We start from the raw sequence: 19,393 nt of genomic DNA on the forward strand, positions 1-19,393 counted from the left end.
CTGCTATTCAATAAGAGTTTTGGTGAGAAAGTAACATTCGTGTTCTATCGGGTAATTCTGCAGCGTCATCTGCAAGCGATACCCGAGCTTCTCGTAAAACGGCCGCGCCTGAAAGCTGAAGGTTTCCAGGCGAACATAACGACAACCCCGCGCTTTAGCCTCCTGTTCAGCCGCCAGCACCACCTTGCGACCTAACCCGCTGCCGCGCTGCGAATCATCCACCCACAACCATTCAACGCTCAACCAGTTTCCCCAGGTCTCGCCGGTCAGGCCTGCGACCACCCGACCTGCTTCGTCCTGGCTATAGACGGCAAGGGGTTTGCGTTGGGTAGGGTCGATGTATGGGCTGTTGTGGGCCCGTAACCCCAAACGGATGGTGTTGAGGGTTTCTTCGTCAAGAGTTTCGGTGACGGTGATGTTCATGTTTTCTCCTTGGTGAACCCTTAACTTAAGCACAGTCCGTGGAAAAGGCAACATATTGAAATTTAAAACAAACGTGGGGATCATCCTACTGGGCTACACTAAGTGGGTCAGTTTCTGTCCAGGAGGACGCTATGCCCCGATTGAGCATGATGGCCGCTTTACTGTTGTTCAGTGGTCTGTTGCACGCCGCGCCGACGGTCACGCAATTACAGGATAAATTGGAACACCCATGGTCGCTGGCGTTTTTGCCTGGCGATCGGGGAATGTTAATCACTGAAAAACCGGGCCGTCTGCGGTTGTGGCAGCAAGAGAAAGGGCTGTCAGCGCCGATTAGCGGCGTGCCACAGGTGTATGCCCAGGGGCAGGGTGGCCTGCTGGAAGTGCTGTTGGCGCCGGATTTTGCCGACAGCAGGCGGGTTTACCTCAGCTTTGCCGAAGTGGGTGAGGATGGCAAGGCGGGAACCGCGGTGGGCTACGGCCAGCTAAGCGCCGACAGCCGGCGGCTGGAGAACTTCAGGGTGATTTTCCGTCAGCAGCCGAAGTTGTCGGTCGGTAATCACTTCGGTGGCAAGCTGGCGTTCGATCGTCAGGGATATCTGTTTATCGCACTGGGCGAAAATAACCAGCGGCCGACGGCGCAGGATCTGGACAAGCTGCAGGGCAAGATCCTGCGGTTAACCGCCGAGGGGGCCGTACCGCCGGATAATCCGTTTGTCGGTCAGGCCGGTAAGCGGCCAGAAATCTGGTCTTATGGCCAGCGCAATCCACAGGGATTGGCGCTGAACCCCTGGAGCGGTGCCATCTGGGAGCATGAGCATGGCCCGCGCGGCGGGGATGAGATCAATATTCCTCAGGCCGGGAAAAACTACGGTTGGCCGATCGCCACCTATGGCATTAATTATTCCGGGTTGGCGATCCCGGAGGCTAAAGGGCAGAAGGTAGTCGGCACCGAACCGCCGCTGCATCATTGGCCGGTGTCGCCCGGTATCAGCGGCATGGCGTTCTATGATTCGCAACGCTTCCCTGCCTGGCGGCATTCGCTGTTTATTGGCGCGTTGGCGCAAAAAGAGTTAATCCGTCTGACGCTGGACGGTAATAAAGTTGTGGGGGAGGAACGGCTGCTGGCTGATCAAGGCGAACGCATTCGCGAAGTGCGCACCGGACCTGATGGTTATCTTTATCTGCTGACGGATGAGAGTGACGGTAAGCTGCTGAAGGTCGGGGCGTCGTAAAAAAACGCCCCGGGAGGGGCGCAGAAAAATCAGGTTAACTCACTCATCACACCCTGCTGATAAGCGGGGCGGGCGGTTAACTGCTGGTACCAGCGCTCCATGTTCGGGCGGGGTTGGCGCTTAATTGGCATTGAGAACCAGGCGTAAGCAAAGCTGCCGAGCGGGATGTCACCGATACCGAACGACTCGCCGGAAAGGTAAGGCTGGCGGCCCAGGGTCTCTTCCACAATGTCGAAGTGCTTTTCCAGCGTGGCGATCGCCGCTTCAATCTTGGCCATGTCGCGCAGTTCCGGCTTGGTACGCACCAGGCCCCAGAACACCACGCTAAAGTGGCTGACGATGGTGGCGGTGGTCCAGTCCATCCATTTCTCAGCGCTGGCGCGTGCCTGCAGATCCTGCGGGTAGAACGGTTCGCTGCCAAATTTCGCCGCCAGATAACGCACTATGGTGTTGGATTCCCACAGCACGAAGTCACCGTCCTGCAGTAACGGCACCAGACCGTTCGGGTTTAATGAGCGGTAGAGCTCGTCGTTCACCTTGCCGAATGCGCCACCGGCATTGATATGGCTATAGTTCAGCTCCAGCTCTGCGGCGCACCACAGCACTTTCCTGACATTGTTCGAATTTTCACGACCCCAAATGGTCAGCATAGAACGCCTCTTTATACGGGTGAATTAACCTAAGCTGTTATTCGTACGCCACAATTCAGCGGTTGTCACACCGGAAGGCATTTTTTGCCGACCGGATTGTCATTTAGCGCTCCCAGCGGCAAATCTCCCAACCCTTTTCGACTGCCAGCGCATTGAGCTCCGTGTCCGGGTTGATCACCGTGGCGCTGTCGACATATTCCAGCATCGCCTTGTCGTTGAGGGAATCGCTGTAGCCATGGCTGTGTTCAAAGCTCAGCTCCGGGTGTTCGGCCAGCCACTTTTTCAGGCGGATCACCTTGCCCTGCTGGTAGGTCATGGTGCCGTAAGTGTTGCCGGTGAAGCGGCCGTCTTGCACTTCAACACCAATCGCCAGCGCGCCGTCGGCACCCAGTTGTGCGGCTATCGGCGCAACCAGATGTTCGCCCGTGGCGGAAATAACCAGAATGCAGTCGCCACGTTCACGGTGCCACAGCAGGCGTTCACGGGCGGCGGGGTAGACGCGCGGCAGAATATCGCGGCGGATATAACGCTGCACCCAACCGGCCACCGTCTGGGTGCTCAGACCGGCCAGTGGGGCCAGCGTGGCCTGCATGTAATCCTCCATCGACAGCTTGCCCTGATAATAGAGCTGCATCAGTTGCTGTTCCTGCTGTTCCAGTTCCGCCGGCGCAAACCCCTCGGTGACTAACCAGCGCATCCACAGGCTGGCGCTGTCATCATCAATCAGGGTTTCATCCAGGTCGAATAAGGCTAAATCCATCAGTATTTCTCCGGCAGGCAGGGAGTGAAATGGCGGTGTATACAGAATAGCGGATAGCGTAAGCCGCCAGCCAGTGGCGACGAACAAATTGCGCAGAGCATAAGAAACATTGATGACAGTTTTGCGACACTTTGTTGAAGCTTTGCATAACTTAGAACGCAACAATATTGGCTGGCATCGTTGGCGGGGTGGTAACTATAGGGACCATGTACTGGTCATCCAGGAGTTAAAGATGCTGATAATTCGCCTTTATAGCGGCCCGGTTTTTGTCGGGGATGAAGAGGAACAGGATAATGACACCACCACTGACGCTGAGGACGCTGCCGCTGCTGGATCTTTCGCAGCTTGACGGCGACGCGCGGCAGCGGCAGAGATTCCTTGATGAGCTGCGTGCGGCAGCGCGTGACGCAGGTTTTTTCTATCTGCGTGGACACGGCGTAGATAACCGGCTGAATGCTCAATTGCAGCAGTATGCCAGGCAATTTTTCGCCCTGCCGGAAGCCGACAAGCTGGCGGTGCAGATGGTACATTCGCCGCACTTTCGCGGTTATAACCGTGCAGCAGCCGAACTGACGCGCGGGCAGCCGGACTGGCGTGAGCAGTTTGATATCGGCGCGGAACGTCCTGCGCTGCAACTGGCTAATGAAACCCCGCGTTGGGCGCGTTTACAGGGGCCGAATCAATGGCCTGAGGCCTTGCCCGAATTGAAGCCGCTGCTGTTGCAGTGGCAACAGGCGATGACCGCCATGTCGCTGCGACTGTTGCGCGCTTTTGCCCTGGCGCTTTCTTTACCGGAGCAGGCATTTGATGCGCTCTACGGCGACAAACCCAATGAACATATCAAACTGATCCGTTATCCGGGGCGCGAGGCGACCGCCAGCGGGCAAGGGGTGGGTGCCCATAAAGACTCCGGGTTTCTCAGCTTTCTGTTGCAGGACCGGCAAAAGGGTCTGCAGGTTGAAATTGACGAAGGGCGATGGATTGACGCCGAACCGCTTGAGGACACCTTTGTGGTGAATATCGGTGAGCTGCTGGAGCTGGCAACCAATGGCTATCTGCGTGCCACGGTACACCGGGTAGAGACACCGCCTGCGGGCAGCGACCGTTTGTCGATTGCCTTCTTCCTTGGCGCTCGGTTGGATGCCGTGGTGCCACTTTATCAGCTTCCGGCATCTCTGATGACTGAGGCGCACGGACCGGCCAGCGATCCGCATAATCCGCTGTTGCGTGACGTGGGTTTTAACTACCTGAAGGGACGTATTCGCTCTCATCCCGATGTGGCGCAGCGCTACTATCAGGATGTTATTGGTGCTGTAGTGTGAAAACTAAAAGGGCCAGAACTCAGATTCAAATGGGAAGGCCTGGCAAGATGTAGGCCTTTTGCAGTTGTCTTCCAGTTTGAGATACTCGGGCCTAGCGCACCGAGGGGCACTCCGGCAGCTAAAGCTGCTACGACCCCTTCGGCACGCTCTCCCTAATAACCAACTTTGTCAGTCGTCTGAGGGCTGCGATTATTCCGCCAGCGCTTGCTGCAGATCGGCGATCAGATCTTCTGCATCCTCAATGCCCACCGACAGGCGCAGCAACTGCGGCGTGATGCCGGTTTTCAGCCGCTGCTCCAGCGGGATTGACGCATGGGTCATGCTGAACGGCTGGCTGATCAGACTTTCCACCCCGCCCAGACTTTCTGCCAGGGTGAACAGCTGAGAACGCTTGATCACCCGACGGGCAAAGGCATCATCACCTTTCAGCCGCACTGAAATCATGCCGCCAAAGCTGCTCATCTGCTTTGCCGCCAACCCATGCTGCGGGTGGCTCGGCAGGCCCGGATAGTAGACGTCTTCTACCTGCGGCTGGCTTTCCAGCCACTGGGCAATACGCAAAGCACTGTTACTGTGACGCTCCATGCGCAGCGCCAGCGTGCGGATACCGCGCAGCGTCAGGAAGCTGCTGAATGGATCGAGAATGCCACCCACCGCGTTTTGTAAAAAGCCCAGTTGTTCGGCCAGCTCCGGGTTATTCCCTACAGCGGCCACGCCGGCCACCACGTCGGAATGTCCGTTGAGGTATTTGGTGGCCGAATGCACCACTACGTCAAAGCCGAGCTCCAGCGGACGTTGAATATAAGGCGAGGCGAAGGTGTTGTCCGCCACGCTGATCAAACCGTGTTTTTTGGCGATCGCGGCGATCGCACTCAGGTCCGCCAGTTTCAACAGCGGGTTGGTCGGCGTTTCTACCCAGATCATTTTGGTATCCGGTTCGATCGCCTGCTCCAGCGCGGCAATGTCCGCCGGGGAAACATAGGTGACCCGCAGGCCGGCAGTGCGACTACGCACTTTTTCCAACAACCGATAGGTCCCGCCGTACAGATCGTCAACCGCCACCAGATGGCTGCCCTGGTCGAGCAGCTCCAGCACCGTTGAACAGGCCGCCAGGCCAGAGGCAAAGGCGTAACCGCGGCTGCCGCCCTCCAGTTCGGCGATGGCACTCTCCAGCGCGGTGCGCGTCGGGTTGGCGCTGCGCGAATATTCATAGCCGGTATGCTCGCCCGGCGCCGGTTGGGCGTAGGTGGAGGTGGCGTAAATGGCCGGCATCACTGCGCCGGTAGCATCCGGCGTGTAGCCGGCATGGACGGTCAACGTATCAAACTTGGCCATACAATCTTCCTTATTTATTAGCGTAATTTCTGGCGCCAGGCGTTAAGCACGTCGGTGCGGGTAATCAGACCGAGGAAGCGCTCGCCGTCGAGCACCACCGCCACGTGGCCGTGATTGAAGGTGGCGAGCAAATCCTGATAGCTGGCTTCTTTTTGCAAGGTTTTGACCGAATGGGTCATGGCGCGGGAGGCCGGCAGGCTGAAGTGGCTGGCGTCCGCCTGCACGGCGTTCAGCAAATCCCACTCGTCGATCAGGCCGATCACCCGATCGCCCTCCAGCACCGGTAACTGTGAAATGTCATACAACCGCATGCGGGCATGGACGATCGCCAGGGTATCTTCCGAAGCCACCGACACCGCAGCGCCTTCGTCATGACGGTAGGCGATCAGATCGCGCAGGTCACCGTGTTGCGGCTTGCTCAGCAGGCCCTGTTCCAGCATCCAGTGATCGTTATACATTTTAGACAGGTATTTATTGCCGCTGTCGCAGACGAAGGTGACCACGCGTTTTGGTTCGGTCTGCGCCTGGCAATAGCGAAGCGCGGCAGCCAGTAGGGTGCCGGTGGATGAACCGGCCAATACGCCTTCTTTACGCAACAAATCGCGCGCGGTGGTAAAGGCCTCGGCATCCCCGATGCGGTAGGCGTTACGCACCTGATTAAAGTCGCTCAGCGGCGGGACGAAATCTTCGCCAATACCTTCTACCAGCCAACTGCCAGCCTCACCTATCTGGCCGTTATCGAGATAGTCCGCCAGGATCGAACCGGCAGGGTCAGCCAAAACAAACTCGGTCTGGGGCGACACCTCGGCGAAATAACGGCTCAGACCACCCAGCGTACCGCCAGAACCGACGCCGACCACGATGGCGTCGACCTGATGGTCCATCTGCTGCCACAGTTCCGGTGCTGTAGTGCGGGTATGGGCCGCCGGATTGGCCGGGTTATTAAACTGATCGATATAGAAAGCGCCGGCAGTCTCGCTCGCCAGACGTTGGGCATAATCCTGATAGTAAGCCGGGTGGCCCTTGCCGACGTCGGAGCGGGTCAGTACCACTTCCACACCCAGTGCGCGCAGATGGAAAATCTTCTCGCGGCTCATCTTGTCCGGCACCACCAGCAACAGCTTATACCCCTTCAGGGCCGCCACCAGTGCCAGCCCGAGGCCGGTATTGCCGGCGGTGGCTTCAATGATGGTACCGCCGGGTTGCAGGCTGCCGTCACGTTCTGCCTGTTCGATCATCGAGAGCGCCACGCGGTCCTTGATTGAGCCGCCGGGGTTTTGATTCTCCAGTTTGACGAACAGCCGGCAGGGACCGGTATCGAACTGGGTCAGTTCCAGCATCGGGGTGTTGCCGATCAGATCGATGACGGAATGCGGTATAGCCATGGGGGATCTCCAGAATAATTCGGTTTAAAGCCGTTGTCTGGATGATAGCGCTGCCAATAAGCCTATTAAAAAGAACAAATAACCGTTCAATATGCCTTTTTGGAATATATTAATCTAATTTGGACGTATAGAAGCGCAGATGTGCAGCAGTTTGGATGTTTGGCCGTGTAGCCGTGGGTAGTATAAAAAAACCACGTACGGTTGGCTTTTCATCCAAATTGCGCGTAACAGCGTACAGTTATGTAAAAATGCTGAAAATTCACGCTAAACCCTGCAAAAATAAGATGAATCTAATAAACTCACAGCAAGGGCATTTTCGGTGCGCCGCTCACCCGTCATGGGGCCGCAGGGAGATTGCGGTTGGCAAACGCGTGCCGGGCCACTCTCGCTGGTTGGCTGAAAACGTGAATATGTTTGAAAGTTAACGCTATTTCAATGATTTGAATGGACACTCTGGCGACGTCATGATGAAAAGAAACTTACCTACCACTCTGAAAAAATTAACTTTTAGCGTCAGCATACTGTTGCTGGCTGTCCCTGTTGTCCAGGCGGCCGAAGCGCCGGCGGCGCCACAGGTAGATGCCAAGGCCTATGTGCTGATGGATTACAACAGCGGCAAAATTCTGGCGGAGGGCAATGCCGATACCCGTCTCGATCCCGCCAGCCTGACCAAGATCATGTCCAGTTATGTGATCGGCCAGGCGATCAAGGCCGGCAAGATCAAGCCCGAAGATATGGTGACCGTCGGTAAGGACGCATGGGCTACCGGCAACCCGGCGCTGCGCGGTTCCTCGCTGATGTTTATCAAGCCGGGCGATCAGGTGCCGGTGATGGAACTGAACAAGGGCATCGTCATTCAGTCGGGTAACGATGCCAGCATCGCCTTGGCCGACTATGTCGCGGGCAGTCAGGATTCGTTTGTCGGCCTGATGAACAACTACGCCAAATCGCTGGGCTTGCAGAATACCCACTTCCTGACGGTGCACGGTCTGGATGCGGAAGGGCAGTACAGCACCGCACGCGATATGGCCTTGCTCAGCCAGGCGTTGATCCGCGATGTGCCGGATGAGTACGCGCTGCACAAAGAAAAAGAGTTCACCTTCAACAAGATCCGCCAGGTTAACCGCAACCGTCTGTTGTGGAGCACCAACCTGACCGTTGACGGCATCAAAACCGGTTACACCGGCGGTGCCGGCCATAACCTGGTGGCCTCCGCTACCGATGGCCCGATGCGTTTGATTTCGGTGGTGCTGGGCGCGCCGAGCGACCGTATCCGCTTTAGCGAAAGTGAAAAACTGCTGACCTGGGGTTTCCGCTTCTATGAAACCGCCACGCCAATCAAAACGGACAAGCCGTTCGTGACCCAGAAAGTGTGGTTTGGCGATGTCGGGGAAGTGCCGTTGGGCGTAGCGAAAGACGCCGCTGTCACCATCCCGAAAGGGCAGATGAAAAACCTGAAGGCCAGTTACAAGCTGAACCAACCGACGCTGGAAGCGCCGTTGGCGAAAAATCAGGTAGTCGGCACCATTGATTTCCAGCTCGACGGTAAAACCATTGAGCAGTATCCGCTGGTGGCGATGCAGGAAGTGAAAGAAGGTAACTTCTTCAGCCGTATCTGGGACATGGTGATGATGAAGCTGACTCAATGGTTCGGTAGCGTGTTCGGTTAAGAACAACAGCAATTAGCTTTAAGACGAGGGCGCAGTCCACAGGATTGCGCCCTCTTTTTGATCAGTTACAGGCCACCACCTTGATCGCCAGGCCGCCTTGCGAAGTCTCGCGGTACTTGGCGTTCATGTCCTTGCCCGTCTCATACATGGTTTCGATCACCTTATCCAGGCACACGCGCGGTTCACTGGTACGACGCAGCGCCATACGTGCGGCATTGACCGCTTTCACTGCGGAAATCGCGTTACGCTCGATACAGGGCACCTGAACCTGACCGGCCAGCGGATCGCAGGTCAGCCCCAGGTGGTGCTCCATGGCGATTTCCGCCGCAATGCAAACCTGTGCCGGGCTGCCGCCCATCAATTCTGCCAGCCCTGCCGCCGCCATTGAGCAGGCGACGCCGACTTCGCCCTGACAACCCACTTCGGCGCCGGAAATCGAAGCATTCATCTTATACAACGCACCGATCACGCCGGACGTCAGGAAATAACGGCTGTAGGAATTGGGGTTCACCGGACGAATAAACTGGTCGTAATAGGCCAGCACCGCCGGGATGATGCCACAGGCACCGTTGGTTGGAGCGGTCACCACGCGGCCACCGGCAGCGTTCTCTTCGTTAACGGCGAAGGCGAACATGTTGATCCAGTCGACGACGTTCATCGGATCGATATTGTTCTTGTCACCGGTCACCAGCAGACGGCGCAGGGCGGCGGCGCGGCGCTGAACCTTCATCGGGCCGGGCAACAGGCCTTCGGTGTTCATGCCGCGTTCGATACCAGCGCGCATCACCTGCCAGACATCGGCGAAGTGTGCGTCGATCTCGGCCTTGCTGTGCAGCGCCAATTCGTTTTGCATCACCAGGCCGGACAGCGACAAACCGGCGTCTTTGCAGTGTTGCTGCAAGTCACGCGCAGAGTTGAACGGGAAGGGCACCTGAACCGTATTGGTCGCGGCCAGGCCGAAATTTTCTTCATCGACGATAAAACCGCCGCCGGTGGAGTAATAAGTTTTACTGTGCAACTGCTGCTCACCGGCGAACGCGCTGATGCGCATGCCGTTTTCATGCAGCGGCAGATTATCTTTGCTGAAGTTCATGCTGGTCTGCAGCGGGAAATCCACCTCGTGGTGGCCCTTGGCCAGCAGCAGGCGACCGCGTTGTTCAACGTCGCGGATAAAACCGGCGATGCCGTCGATATCTACGTCGTGCGGCAGGTTACCCGCCAACCCCATGATAATCGCGATATCGGTGTGGTGACCTTTGCCGGTCAGCGACAGCGAACCGTAGACGTCCACCACCACGCGAGTGGTATCCATTAACTGCTGGTTGGCAATCAATTCATCGACAAACAGCTTGCCGGCTTTCATCGGGCCGACGGTGTGGGAACTGGATGGACCAATACCAATTTTGAAAATATCGAAAACGCTGACCATGGTCTCGCCTCCTTCTTCAGGTGTTAGGCGTTAATGCAGGAAAGGGAGGGCCGTGCGAGAAGCCGGCGCAGGTGCGCCGGCTGGGCGTCATTAGAAGCTATACAGGATTGCGGAGATGGCGATCAGGCCCATCACTACCACGAACACGTTGCTGATGTGGCCGCTGTATTTGCGCATTGCCGGTACTTTACGGATGGCGTACATCGGCATCAGGAACAGCAACATGGCGATGATTGGACCACCCATATTCTCGATCATGCCGAGGATGCTTGGGTTCAGGGTCGCAACAATCCAGGTGGTCACCAGCATAAACAGGGCGGTGATACGGTTCAGTTTGTTGGTGCTGATGGTCTTGCCGCGGCTCTTCATCGACTTGGCGATCAGACCGTTAAAGCCTTCACGTGCACCCAGGTAATGACCGAGGAACGATTTGGTGATGGCGATAAAGGCGATAACCGGCGCGATGTAGGCGATCATCGGGTTATTAAAGTGGTTGGCCAGGTAAGACAGAATGGAGATGTTCTGCGCCTTGGCTTCCGCCAGGTTTTCCGGCGACAGGCTCAGCACACAGCTGAACACGAAGAACATCACGGTCAACACCATCATGATGTGAGCGAAGCCCAGAATGCGTGAGCATTTCTTCTCGGCTTCTTCCTGACCGTATTCTTCACGCTTGGCCACCGCAAATGCGGAGATGATAGGTGAATGGTTGAAGGAGAACACCATCACCGGAATTGCCAGCCACAGGGTGACAACCAGACCGTGACCCATACCCGTACCTGCGCCGGACAGAGAAACGTTCTCGAAGATAGCGGTGCTCCAGTTCGGGATCAGGTACAGGGCCAGCAGCATCAGCACGGCGACAAACGGGAAGACCAGGATGCTCATGGTTTTCACGATAGCCTGCTCACCGAAACGCACGATGGTCATCAGGCCGACAATCAGGATCAGCGACAGAATGGCACGTGGTGGCGAAGTCATACCCAATTGGTGGGTAATAAAGCTGTCGACGGTATTGGTGATGGCGACGCTGTAAACCAACAGGATCGGGTAGATAGCAAAGAAGTAGAGCAGGGTAATCAGCTTACCGGCGCTGATACCAAAGTGTTCTTCAACCACTTCGGTGATGTTTTCACCGGCATTTTTACCGGAGAGCACAAAGCGGCACAGGCCACGGTGCGCGAAGAAGGTCATCGGGAAAGCGATGATGGCCATGATGATCAGGGGAATCAAACCGCCGATACCGGCGTTGATTGGCAGGAACAAGACGCCCGCGCCGATCGCGGTGCCGTACAGGCCCAACATCCACATGGTGTCGGTTTTACGCCAGGTACTGGTAGAGCCAGAAGCCGCAGAGGCAATAGTGCCGGTCTGTGTAGTGTCCATAAATATCTCCGAAGTGAACACGCTAATTTAAAATTAAAGGCAAAACTTAAGGTTAAGACCGAATGACGCAATATCAGATGACGGCATCGGTAAGAATCAGATGTAGCTTGCGGGGATAGTGGGTGCCCCCTGGTTGTTTAATAATCTAATTACCGTTGGCAATGGTGCCGGATAATTAATCTAATGATATTTAGCCCGTCGAGGACATCGTATCGGTACTGCTGCCGGAAGGTCATTGCCTGCCGATTTTCGTTGGCGGCAAGATAACGATTTACAGTAGAAACAACCGTGATCATGCTCTCAAATGCGTAATGTGTGCGGCTAAGTGCTTTTTTATTGGTTTTTCATGCATATGTTGCGCACTTGTGTAAGATTTCATGCTGAAAACGCTCTCATCAATGTTTCAGAGTTTATCTGGCGTGAACAATCTGTAACCAGATAAAACGCTGCCGTTGTCAGCAAGTCGAGCAATATATTTTAAGCAGGGGTTTGAATCTAGCTAAAAACCCGGATTAAGCGGTTTTAGTGACGCAGATCACATTGTTAATTTAAGTGGAATTTGTTTCAATTATTTGTTTTTACTGTATTTATTTTAAATATCCAGCTAATAACGCGGGTAAACTACTTAACTGGTTAGCGGATAAAAATGCTTAACCATTCATCATATAAATAAGCCAAATTGGTTATATTTAAAGCGCATTGGTTGCGCAATTGTTGATATTTATCATGCAGACGGTAATGCGATTTATCATATAAAAGCGCTGTTATACCTGGCGAGAAAGTAATATTAAGCCGGATTTATCTGTACAGAGGGAATAAGCCTGAGAAACTGTTTCAATTTATTAACCTGATATCGCGTAGGGATAAGAAAACAATTGAATCAATTGCGCATTATTTGTCCGGTTTTTGTCGGGCAAGAAGGGGCTAATGAAGGGCACCGCCGGCCGGGGCCGACGGTAGGGGGCAGATTAAAAACGAATGGCGATCGCGTTTTCGCTGAAAAACTCCGCAAACTCCGGGTCGGGCTGACGATCGGTGATCACCCGGTCGAATTGGGTCAGTGGTCCAATGCAGGCGGGTTTGGTTTTACCGAATTTACTGTGGTCAGCCACCAGAATTTTTTGTTGTGACATTGCTATCGCCCGGTGCTTCATCTCCAGCTCATCAAAGTTAAAGCAGGTGGCACCCTGTTGCAGGCTCAAACCGGCGGCGGAGATAAAGGCGATATTGGGACAGATATGATCCAGCTCGTTGTGGCGGCCGACGGCGGTGAAAATGTAGTTGTTTGGCTTGAATTCACCGCCGCACAGGATCACCTTGCAGTTCGGTTTGTCCTGTAACGCCAGAAAAGTATTCAGCGAGTGGCAGACCGCGGTGAACACCAGGTCGTCGGCAATGGCGTCGATGATTGCCGGGGTGGTAGTGCCGCAGTCGAAAAACACGGTGTCGTTTTCACTGATAAGCTGCGCGGCGAGCAAACCGATGCGCCGCTTTTCCGTGACCTGTTTGGCTTTTTGATCGGAAACAAAATAGTGGGTGACGCCGTTACTGCGTGGATCGGCCACCACGTAACCGCCCAGCAGCACCACGGCAGCCGGTTCCGCACTGAGATCGCGGCGAATGGTCATTTCTGAAACGCCCAACAGGACGGCGGCTTCTTTTAAGTGGATCTTGTCAGAGCGCTTTAACGCCTGCACTAATCGATTGATACGTTCTTCGCGCCGCGTTTCCATCTGTCTGTCTTCCCACAGGGTTAAGAGAGTTTCTCCAGGGCTGAACACACAAATGCGGGGTAATAGGGACCCAGCCATCGGCTGGACTTATTACCCCGCATCAGATTATCACGGCGCGCGCCCGGTACTGAGACGCCTCAGGTTATCAGTAACTGCCGGCGGCAGCCTGATCACCGGAAACGATTGCTACGCCAGAGCTGGTGCCGATACGAGTCGCACCTGCTTTGATCATCTTCTCGGCGGTTGCGCGATCGCGCACGGCGCCGGATGCTTTAACACCCATCTCACTGCCCACTGTCGCGCGCATCAGTTTGACGTGCTCTTCACGAGCTCCGCCGGTGCTGAAGCCGGTTGAGGTTTTAACGAAGGCCACATCGAGTTCGCGACACATTTCACAAACCTGAACGATCTGCTCATCGCTGAGCAGGCAGGTTTCCAATATTACCTTCAACGGGATCGCCGCGCAAACCTCGCGCACGGCGGCGATATCGGCTTTGACTTCGTCCAGCAGGCCGCTTTTCAGCCAACCAACGTTGATCACCATGTCAATTTCTTGCGCGCCGGCGGCAATGGCAGCTTTAGCTTCGAAGGCTTTGGCTACGGTCAGACCGGCACCCAGTGGGAAACCAATCACTGAGCAGATTTTCACTTCGCTTTCCTGCAGCAGGTGCGCCGCCAGTGGCACATAGCCAGAGTTAACGCAGACGGCGTAGAAGTTGTGCTGCTGTGCTTCTTCACACAGTTTGGCGATTTGCTCTTCAGTGGCGTCCATCGCCAGCAGGGTGTGATCGACATAGCGGGCGTAATCAATGTTTTCGGTTGTCATCTCGATTCCTTAGTCAGGTTTTCAAAGCAGGATGTGAATAATGTTAGAATAATAACATTCCATTGGCGGTAAACATAGTGAAGTTTTAAAAATTATACCCAGATCATCGTTTTTTGGCTGTTGTGTGTATAACATGGGGACGGATGGAATGTTATTTAAGTAACATTTACAGGCGTTGGCCGCGGGATAACTCGCGTGAACACCCAGGGGGAAAGTATGGATATGATAATAAATCTGGCGCCAGAGCAGTTCGGAGCGCAACCAGAAGAAGTTTTCCGCAATGCGGATTTTGTAGTCACCACTTTTAACTGTGAAACAGCAGGGCCGATGCTGACGCTGGCAAACAGCCGCGGCTCACTACGGGTATTGCCTTACCGCGTTTTGACGATTTGGGATGCCGATTTTGATGGCTACTCGCTGAAGTCGGGCCGTCGTAGTACCAGAACGCCGATAGGCAAACCAGGGGGCAATGTCGCCTTTCATTCACCCTGGCCATACCTGGGGGACCCATTATCAGACATGCAGCTAGTGTGGTTGCAGGTCGAGGGCGATACGTTGACGCTGTATGGCAGTGGAGAGTCTGCTCATCAACATTGCCGACTGCGCCCGGCGGTACGTTTGACGGCGGACAGCGCCCAATTCTCGATTGATATGCAAATCACCAACCTTGCCAATCGCCCCCTATCGCTAAGTTATGTTTGCCAGCTCAACTATGGCTGCATTCCCGCGGCGGTGTTCCGACAGAACTTACCGATGCCGGCACTGACTCCTCCGGGGAGCATCGCCGAGCAGGGGGTGCAGTGTACGGACGATCTGTCACTGTATGTCGATCAGGCCGAGTTCTTTATGTTGGCGTCAAAGGGGAGGCGCTACGTCACGCGGTTTTCCACCGAGCAGTTCAACTATGGTCTGCGCCCTATTGCACAACAAGGGAACCAGCGTTTGTTCAGGTTCATTCAACCGGCCACCAGCAGCCCACAGGAGCAAAGTGGGCAGACGGGGATGATGATAGGAGCGGGAAAAACACGTGAGTTTTGTGTGACGACCGGTGTGGTGTGAGAACAGGGGCGGAGCCGCCCCTGCCAAAGTGCCAATTTACTCTTTCACCCAGCCCTTGCGGATCGGGATGGCGAACAGGAAACGGTACAGGCGCGTCAGTTTGTTGGCGATGATATCGCCAAACAGGTTCCACACCAGTTGAGCAAACAGGCAACCGACCAGACCGAGCAGGAAACCGCCCACCATATCCAGCGGCCAGTGCACGCCCAAATAGACACGTGACCAGGCAATACCGGCTGCCACAATCAGCAATAAAATTCCTGACCAAACCCGGTGCCAGAACAAAAAGGCCAGAGCGAAGGTAAAGATGGCGGTGCCGTGATCGCTCGGGAAGGAGCTGTCCGGGGCATGTGCCAGGAAGGTATAACCGACACCGGCGACGAACGGCCGCTCATGCGGCAAAAGCATGCCAATGGTGGCTGAGGCAAGCATGGCGAACAGCAGAGCAATTGTCGTCTTGGCCACTACTTCACGTTGCGATACCAGTTGATTCTGCGGCCCCCACAGCCAGAGTCCGACGATCAGCATCGGCACGATAGCAATGAGATCGCGCGCCAGAAAAGTAGCGAGATCGATCAACCATTCGGGGGACGCCGGGGTCGCATTGATCCAGGCGAAAAGAAGATAATTCAACTGCTCCATAATATTTACCTTGTCTTGCGGCGGCTATAACCGCTCACCATCCAATAAACAGCCAACTGGCTGAGCCAAACCCACCAACCCGCCCACAGGTTATGGGTAAGAAAATGTGCGCCGCGCATCACCTGACCAAACCCCATCAGCATGCCGAGCGCAATACCGCCGAACCAGCACCAGTAAGCCAGGCGTGGGCGTTGCGGGTAAAACAGGAAAAACAGCGCCATCACTGCAAAGCCACTGGAAGCATGGCCGCCAGGGAAGCAGCGGCCCGGACCGGGTTCTGCCGGGATTGCACCGAACAAGGGGTAGGACATGGCCTTGCCGCCGTATTCGATCAAATCCCATGGGCAGGAGTGCGCGCTGGTGGCTTTCAGAATGCCGACCACCAAGGGGCCAATACCGATCAGCAGCATGGTGACGATCATGCGCGGATTACGGCGGAAAATTCCCCAAAACAACGCCAACACTGCACCGGTAATGACGCCAATTTTCAGCAAGCGGTGGTTAATCAAGTCCAGCCAGCGATCGTTTTGCCACGGGAAGTGCCCACTGGCGGCGTCGAACCAGTAATTGCTGACTGCCCAGTCCAGCTGTTCGTTACGCGACAGCCAAAGGAACAACAAGCCACTGACTATCAATCCCAAAACCTGCCAACGGTAAAAGGATGCCGACAGGGAGTAAAGGGCGTTAGTCTTAATTTGGGGTGTTGTTGAGGATTGATTTAATGAAGGTTTTGGATTCACGCGCAGGCTCGGTGACATTAATGGATGCTGCCACTGTAATAATTCTGCCTTAAGAAAACCTTAACCCTCCGGCTGGCTGACGTAGAGAAAGCGATAGGCGGATTATCGGCTTTCGGCTAAGGTAATCGTTTGCTTTTTATTGGGATGATGTGGCGATGACAAAAAAATTAAATTTGGCGCTGTTGGCAGCCTGTAGTGCAGTTTTTTCACCTTTGGCGTTGGCACAGGTCACCGGGCCGATTGTGGTGCAGGGCGCGATGCCGGTAGAGGCTGAACGTTTCGCCCAGCGCCTGGACAACCCGCGTGAGGAGCAGATTGGTGGTTGGCGTTTCTGGCGCGGTACGGTGGACGGTTATCCGGTGGTGGTGTCAGAAACCCTGAAAGGCATGTCTAATGCGGCGGCCGCTACGGCGATTGCTGCGACTAACTTCCACCCGGTGGCGATCATCAATCAGGGTACCGCCGGTGGCCACGATCCGGCACTGAAGGTGTACGACATCGTGCTGGGTAAGTATTCGGTTAGTCTGGGTGCCTTTAAAACGCCGAAGAAGGCACTGGGGGAGGGCAGTGACTCACGTCAGTGGCAACCAATGGATTTACTGGCTTCTAAAGGCAGTGCCGGTGAGGATAAGAATGCCCACACTCTTCGCCAATTCCCGGCGGATGCCAACCTCCTGGCCATAGCGGAAGGGGTTAAAGGCAGCTATACCCAGGGCAAGGTGGTTGAAGGGGTGATCGGCTCTGCCGACGTGTGGAACAGTGAACTGGACCGCATTGGTTATTTCCACAAAAACTATCATACCTCGGTTGAAGAGATGGAGACGGCCTCCGCCGCGCAGATCGCTGCTGCCTTCAACATCCCCTTTGTTGGCATCCGCGTACTGTCTAACAATATTACCAATCAGGGTAAATATGACCCGCAGACGGGCCTGGCGTGCCAGGATTATGTCTATCAGGTGGTGAAGGCTTATATCGCCAAAAACGCATCTCGTTAATGATTTATCCTAATAAATGGTCGGTGGTGGGTTATTGCCGCTGGCCATTGCTAATTGTAAAGAAGATTAAACTGCTGGCTAGCCTATCGGTAGTGTATTAGCTTATGCCCGGAGCATTTAATAAATTGTAGGGATATAAACATGAACAAGGTATCCGTTGTATTTTCCGGCCTGCTGATGGCCGTTTCCGCCAGCGCCATTGCTGCCACCTCTGCTGAAGAGACTGATATCAGCAAACAGCCGCTGGAAAAGGTCGCCCCTTACCCGAAAGCCGAAAAGGGCATGAACCGTCAGGTGATCTACCTGCCGAAGCAGGAACACGAAGAGAATTTCAAGGTTGAACTGCTGATCGGCAAAACGCTGGAAGTGGACTGCAACCGCCACATGATCGGTGGCACGCTGGAAAGCAAAACGCTTTCCGGTTGGGGTTACAACTACCTGGTGCTGGAAAAACTGTCTGAACCGGCCTCCACCATGATGGCTTGCCCAGACAACACCAAAACGCAGAAATTTATTGCCGCCAATCTGGGTGACGCTGCTATGCAACGTTACAACAGCCGCTTGCCAATCGTCGTCTATGCACCGAAAGACGTGGAAGTGAAATACCGCGTGTGGAAAGCCGAAGACACCGTGAGTAAAGCAGAGCAGAAGTAATGCTGATGCGTGCTAACCATTAGCACGGCTAAGTGATTACCCGCCAAATTGTCCGGCTGACGATAACATCGCCAGCCGGCATTTTTATTTTTCGCTCACGGGTTTTGTGAATAAAGAATCGTACTTAATTGAATCCACCGGAGTGTCTTCTATTTTAGCTATTTTCCCCTCTTTCATCGTGAAGTGAAGAATGACAAAGCTTGATTTAACCTCTTTGTCCCAGCTGGTATTCATTCGGATATACTCTTTTACGAACACATCGTTTTTCGATGCGGCATAGCCACCCCATTCCAGTTTGTATTTATCGCCAGCCACATTGGCGATTAATTTCTCTCTGAAGGTTTCATATCCATGCCATCCCTTATATCTTCCCGCCAGCGAGCTTCGGCCAGGGGTATAAAACTCAAACTCATCACCGACAAGTTTTGACATGGCGTTAAGATCGCCTTTCCAGAAATAATGATAAAACTTCCCCACTACTTGCAGACTCTCAACCGAGTGCGTGAAAGGATCGTTGTCCGAAATCCCTACGCTTTTCTGGTTAAAACCTGCTGATCTGGTCTCAATGTATTGGGATTTTGGCGTCCAAAAAGCGTCATACGCAATGGGATCCTGAGGTATTGTCCAGGCTTCCGAAATCAAACCATCTTTAATGTGATACTCCATAATGAATCTTAATAGCCACTTTTCACCTGGATTTTCTTTACGATTCATGATGATGTCTTCGCGAGTGAAGATGGTGTCTTCATTAATCGCCAGGCTGGGTACCGATAAGGAAAAATCTCCACCAGAGTAGTTTCCAATATTTGAAAGGAATTGGCTGAACCCCTCTTTTCCCCAATACTCTCCAGCGTTTAACCCTTTGCCTGGCACATGCATGATAAAATCATCGGTGATATAGCTCAATATAATGGCTTTATCCCCGCTCTTAAAGGCGTCATAAAATTTGTTAATTAATTCCCTGTTGCTTTTTAACATATTAGCGGTGTCCGTTAGCCTGGGATCAAGAGATTCATTGGCAGTAGCTGAAGAAAAAGCATTCATGCTGAATAATGCTGCCAATAGGGATGCTGTAACGATAACCTTCCTGGTGTTTATAAACATAATTTCCGTTTTTTATCTGACGTGTAAGTCGATACTAATTTGTTTTTA

Annotated in this window: 18 protein-coding genes; 6 read left to right on the forward strand and 12 right to left on the reverse strand. The window is 54.3% G+C overall.

Annotated features, from left to right (window positions below):
• Window positions 1–3: 3 nt before the first annotated feature.
• On the reverse strand, window positions 4–423 hold the full coding sequence (locus NHG65_RS08155) for a GNAT family N-acetyltransferase (protein WP_207975662.1): 420 nt from the start codon (window positions 421–423) through the stop codon (window positions 4–6).
• A 131-nt stretch (window positions 424–554) separates the two neighbouring features.
• Between NHG65_RS08155 and NHG65_RS08160 the strand changes: the two genes are divergently transcribed.
• Entirely contained in the window at window positions 555–1,655 is a 1,101-nt protein-coding gene (locus tag NHG65_RS08160; RefSeq protein WP_499183147.1) for a PQQ-dependent sugar dehydrogenase, read from the forward strand.
• A 29-nt stretch (window positions 1,656–1,684) separates the two neighbouring features.
• Here NHG65_RS08160 and NHG65_RS08165 read toward each other — a convergent pair whose 3' ends face one another.
• Complete coding sequence (locus tag NHG65_RS08165) at window positions 1,685–2,305, reverse strand: glutathione S-transferase family protein (RefSeq protein ID WP_099064163.1); 621 nt, start codon at window positions 2,303–2,305, stop codon at window positions 1,685–1,687.
• 103 nt (window positions 2,306–2,408) lie between these two features.
• A complete protein-coding gene (locus NHG65_RS08170) occupies window positions 2,409–3,065 on the reverse strand; it encodes an HAD family hydrolase (RefSeq protein ID WP_085116000.1) in 657 nt (218 codons plus the stop codon).
• Between the two features lie 293 nt (window positions 3,066–3,358).
• Here NHG65_RS08170 and NHG65_RS08175 point away from each other — a divergent pair, with 293 nt between their 5' ends.
• Window positions 3,359–4,387, forward strand: coding sequence for an isopenicillin N synthase family dioxygenase (locus NHG65_RS08175; protein WP_499183148.1), 1,029 nt, complete (start codon window positions 3,359–3,361; stop codon window positions 4,385–4,387).
• Window positions 4,388–4,576: 189 nt separating this feature from the next.
• Here the strand turns inward: NHG65_RS08175 and NHG65_RS08180 are convergent, their stop codons facing one another.
• Entirely contained in the window at window positions 4,577–5,722 is a 1,146-nt protein-coding gene (locus tag NHG65_RS08180; RefSeq protein WP_099064167.1) for a trans-sulfuration enzyme family protein, read from the reverse strand.
• A gap of 17 nt (window positions 5,723–5,739) precedes the next feature.
• Window positions 5,740–7,107 (reverse strand): pyridoxal-phosphate dependent enzyme, encoded by a 1,368-nt coding sequence (locus tag NHG65_RS08185; protein ID WP_413502595.1) that lies wholly within the window; start codon window positions 7,105–7,107, stop codon window positions 5,740–5,742.
• Window positions 7,108–7,571: 464 nt separating this feature from the next.
• Here NHG65_RS08185 and NHG65_RS08190 point away from each other — a divergent pair, with 464 nt between their 5' ends.
• Complete coding sequence (locus NHG65_RS08190) at window positions 7,572–8,777, forward strand: serine hydrolase (protein ID WP_198404455.1); 1,206 nt, start codon at window positions 7,572–7,574, stop codon at window positions 8,775–8,777.
• 61 nt (window positions 8,778–8,838) lie between these two features.
• On the opposite strand, the gene NHG65_RS08195 is transcribed toward NHG65_RS08190, so the two are convergent.
• From NHG65_RS08195 to deoC, 4 genes are all read right to left on the reverse strand, one after another.
• Complete coding sequence (locus NHG65_RS08195; protein ID WP_413502596.1) at window positions 8,839–10,206, reverse strand: L-serine ammonia-lyase; 1,368 nt, start codon at window positions 10,204–10,206, stop codon at window positions 8,839–8,841.
• A 90-nt stretch (window positions 10,207–10,296) separates the two neighbouring features.
• Entirely contained in the window at window positions 10,297–11,592 is a 1,296-nt protein-coding gene (locus NHG65_RS08200; RefSeq protein ID WP_174352891.1) for an HAAAP family serine/threonine permease, read from the reverse strand.
• Between the two features lie 968 nt (window positions 11,593–12,560).
• Window positions 12,561–13,325 carry a DNA-binding transcriptional repressor DeoR gene (gene deoR, locus NHG65_RS08205; RefSeq protein ID WP_099064172.1) on the reverse strand — a complete coding sequence of 255 codons (765 nt, stop codon included), beginning with the start codon at window positions 13,323–13,325 and terminating at the stop codon, window positions 12,561–12,563.
• 145 nt (window positions 13,326–13,470) lie between these two features.
• The gene (gene deoC / locus NHG65_RS08210; RefSeq protein ID WP_413502597.1) at window positions 13,471–14,151 is read right to left on the reverse strand and encodes a deoxyribose-phosphate aldolase; all 681 of its coding nucleotides are present in this window, start codon (window positions 14,149–14,151) and stop codon (window positions 13,471–13,473) included.
• A gap of 216 nt (window positions 14,152–14,367) precedes the next feature.
• Between deoC and NHG65_RS08215 the strand changes: the two genes are divergently transcribed.
• Window positions 14,368–15,210 (forward strand): aldose epimerase family protein, encoded by an 843-nt coding sequence (locus tag NHG65_RS08215; protein WP_219015783.1) that lies wholly within the window; start codon window positions 14,368–14,370, stop codon window positions 15,208–15,210.
• A gap of 36 nt (window positions 15,211–15,246) precedes the next feature.
• On the opposite strand, the gene ybjG is transcribed toward NHG65_RS08215, so the two are convergent.
• Both ybjG and NHG65_RS08225 read right to left on the reverse strand, forming a co-directional pair.
• Window positions 15,247–15,852: an undecaprenyl-diphosphate phosphatase gene (ybjG, locus tag NHG65_RS08220; protein ID WP_099064174.1), complete on the reverse strand. Its 606-nt coding sequence runs from the start codon at window positions 15,850–15,852 to the stop codon at window positions 15,247–15,249.
• A gap of 5 nt (window positions 15,853–15,857) precedes the next feature.
• Window positions 15,858–16,610, reverse strand: a complete 753-nt coding sequence (locus NHG65_RS08225) for a phosphatase PAP2 family protein (RefSeq protein ID WP_221344909.1) — start codon at window positions 16,608–16,610, stop codon at window positions 15,858–15,860.
• 137 nt (window positions 16,611–16,747) lie between these two features.
• Between NHG65_RS08225 and NHG65_RS08230 the strand changes: the two genes are divergently transcribed.
• Window positions 16,748–17,587: a 5'-methylthioadenosine/S-adenosylhomocysteine nucleosidase gene (locus tag NHG65_RS08230; RefSeq protein ID WP_207975648.1), complete on the forward strand. Its 840-nt coding sequence runs from the start codon at window positions 16,748–16,750 to the stop codon at window positions 17,585–17,587.
• 141 nt (window positions 17,588–17,728) lie between these two features.
• On the forward strand, window positions 17,729–18,241 hold the full coding sequence (gene eco, locus NHG65_RS08235) for a serine protease inhibitor ecotin (RefSeq protein ID WP_099064176.1): 513 nt from the start codon (window positions 17,729–17,731) through the stop codon (window positions 18,239–18,241).
• Between the two features lie 84 nt (window positions 18,242–18,325).
• Here the strand turns inward: eco and NHG65_RS08240 are convergent, their stop codons facing one another.
• Window positions 18,326–19,345, reverse strand: a complete 1,020-nt coding sequence (locus NHG65_RS08240; protein ID WP_499183149.1) for a nuclear transport factor 2 family protein — start codon at window positions 19,343–19,345, stop codon at window positions 18,326–18,328.
• Between the last annotated feature and the right edge of the window lie 48 nt (window positions 19,346–19,393).

It is taken from the genome of Serratia myotis (assembly GCF_027474885.1).
Classification (GTDB): Bacteria; Pseudomonadota; Gammaproteobacteria; order Enterobacterales; family Enterobacteriaceae; genus Serratia; species Serratia proteamaculans.

What these genes read in the sequence shown, in the direction of transcription:
- NHG65_RS08155 (WP_207975662.1), bottom strand. Translation starts at nt 423, where the DNA reads ATGAACATCACCGTCACCGAAACTCTTGACGAAGAAACCCTCAACACC.
- NHG65_RS08160 (WP_499183147.1), top strand. Translation starts at nt 555, where the DNA reads ATGCCCCGATTGAGCATGATGGCCGCTTTACTGTTGTTCAGTGGTCTG.
- NHG65_RS08165 (WP_099064163.1), bottom strand. Translation starts at nt 2,305, where the DNA reads ATGCTGACCATTTGGGGTCGTGAAAATTCGAACAATGTCAGGAAAGTG.
- NHG65_RS08170 (WP_085116000.1), bottom strand. Translation starts at nt 3,065, where the DNA reads ATGGATTTAGCCTTATTCGACCTGGATGAAACCCTGATTGATGATGAC.
- NHG65_RS08175 (WP_499183148.1), top strand. Translation starts at nt 3,359, where the DNA reads ATGACACCACCACTGACGCTGAGGACGCTGCCGCTGCTGGATCTTTCG.
- NHG65_RS08180 (WP_099064167.1), bottom strand. Translation starts at nt 5,722, where the DNA reads ATGGCCAAGTTTGATACGTTGACCGTCCATGCCGGCTACACGCCGGAT.
- NHG65_RS08185 (WP_413502595.1), bottom strand. Translation starts at nt 7,107, where the DNA reads ATGGCTATACCGCATTCCGTCATCGATCTGATCGGCAACACCCCGATG.
- NHG65_RS08190 (WP_198404455.1), top strand. Translation starts at nt 7,572, where the DNA reads ATGATGAAAAGAAACTTACCTACCACTCTGAAAAAATTAACTTTTAGC.
- NHG65_RS08195 (WP_413502596.1), bottom strand. Translation starts at nt 10,206, where the DNA reads ATGGTCAGCGTTTTCGATATTTTCAAAATTGGTATTGGTCCATCCAGT.
- NHG65_RS08200 (WP_174352891.1), bottom strand. Translation starts at nt 11,592, where the DNA reads ATGGACACTACACAGACCGGCACTATTGCCTCTGCGGCTTCTGGCTCT.
- deoR (WP_099064172.1), bottom strand. Translation starts at nt 13,325, where the DNA reads ATGGAAACGCGGCGCGAAGAACGTATCAATCGATTAGTGCAGGCGTTA.
- deoC (WP_413502597.1), bottom strand. Translation starts at nt 14,151, where the DNA reads ATGACAACCGAAAACATTGATTACGCCCGCTATGTCGATCACACCCTG.
- NHG65_RS08215 (WP_219015783.1), top strand. Translation starts at nt 14,368, where the DNA reads ATGGATATGATAATAAATCTGGCGCCAGAGCAGTTCGGAGCGCAACCA.
- ybjG (WP_099064174.1), bottom strand. Translation starts at nt 15,852, where the DNA reads ATGGAGCAGTTGAATTATCTTCTTTTCGCCTGGATCAATGCGACCCCG.
- NHG65_RS08225 (WP_221344909.1), bottom strand. Translation starts at nt 16,610, where the DNA reads ATGTCACCGAGCCTGCGCGTGAATCCAAAACCTTCATTAAATCAATCC.
- NHG65_RS08230 (WP_207975648.1), top strand. Translation starts at nt 16,748, where the DNA reads ATGACAAAAAAATTAAATTTGGCGCTGTTGGCAGCCTGTAGTGCAGTT.
- eco (WP_099064176.1), top strand. Translation starts at nt 17,729, where the DNA reads ATGAACAAGGTATCCGTTGTATTTTCCGGCCTGCTGATGGCCGTTTCC.
- NHG65_RS08240 (WP_499183149.1), bottom strand. Translation starts at nt 19,345, where the DNA reads ATGTTTATAAACACCAGGAAGGTTATCGTTACAGCATCCCTATTGGCA.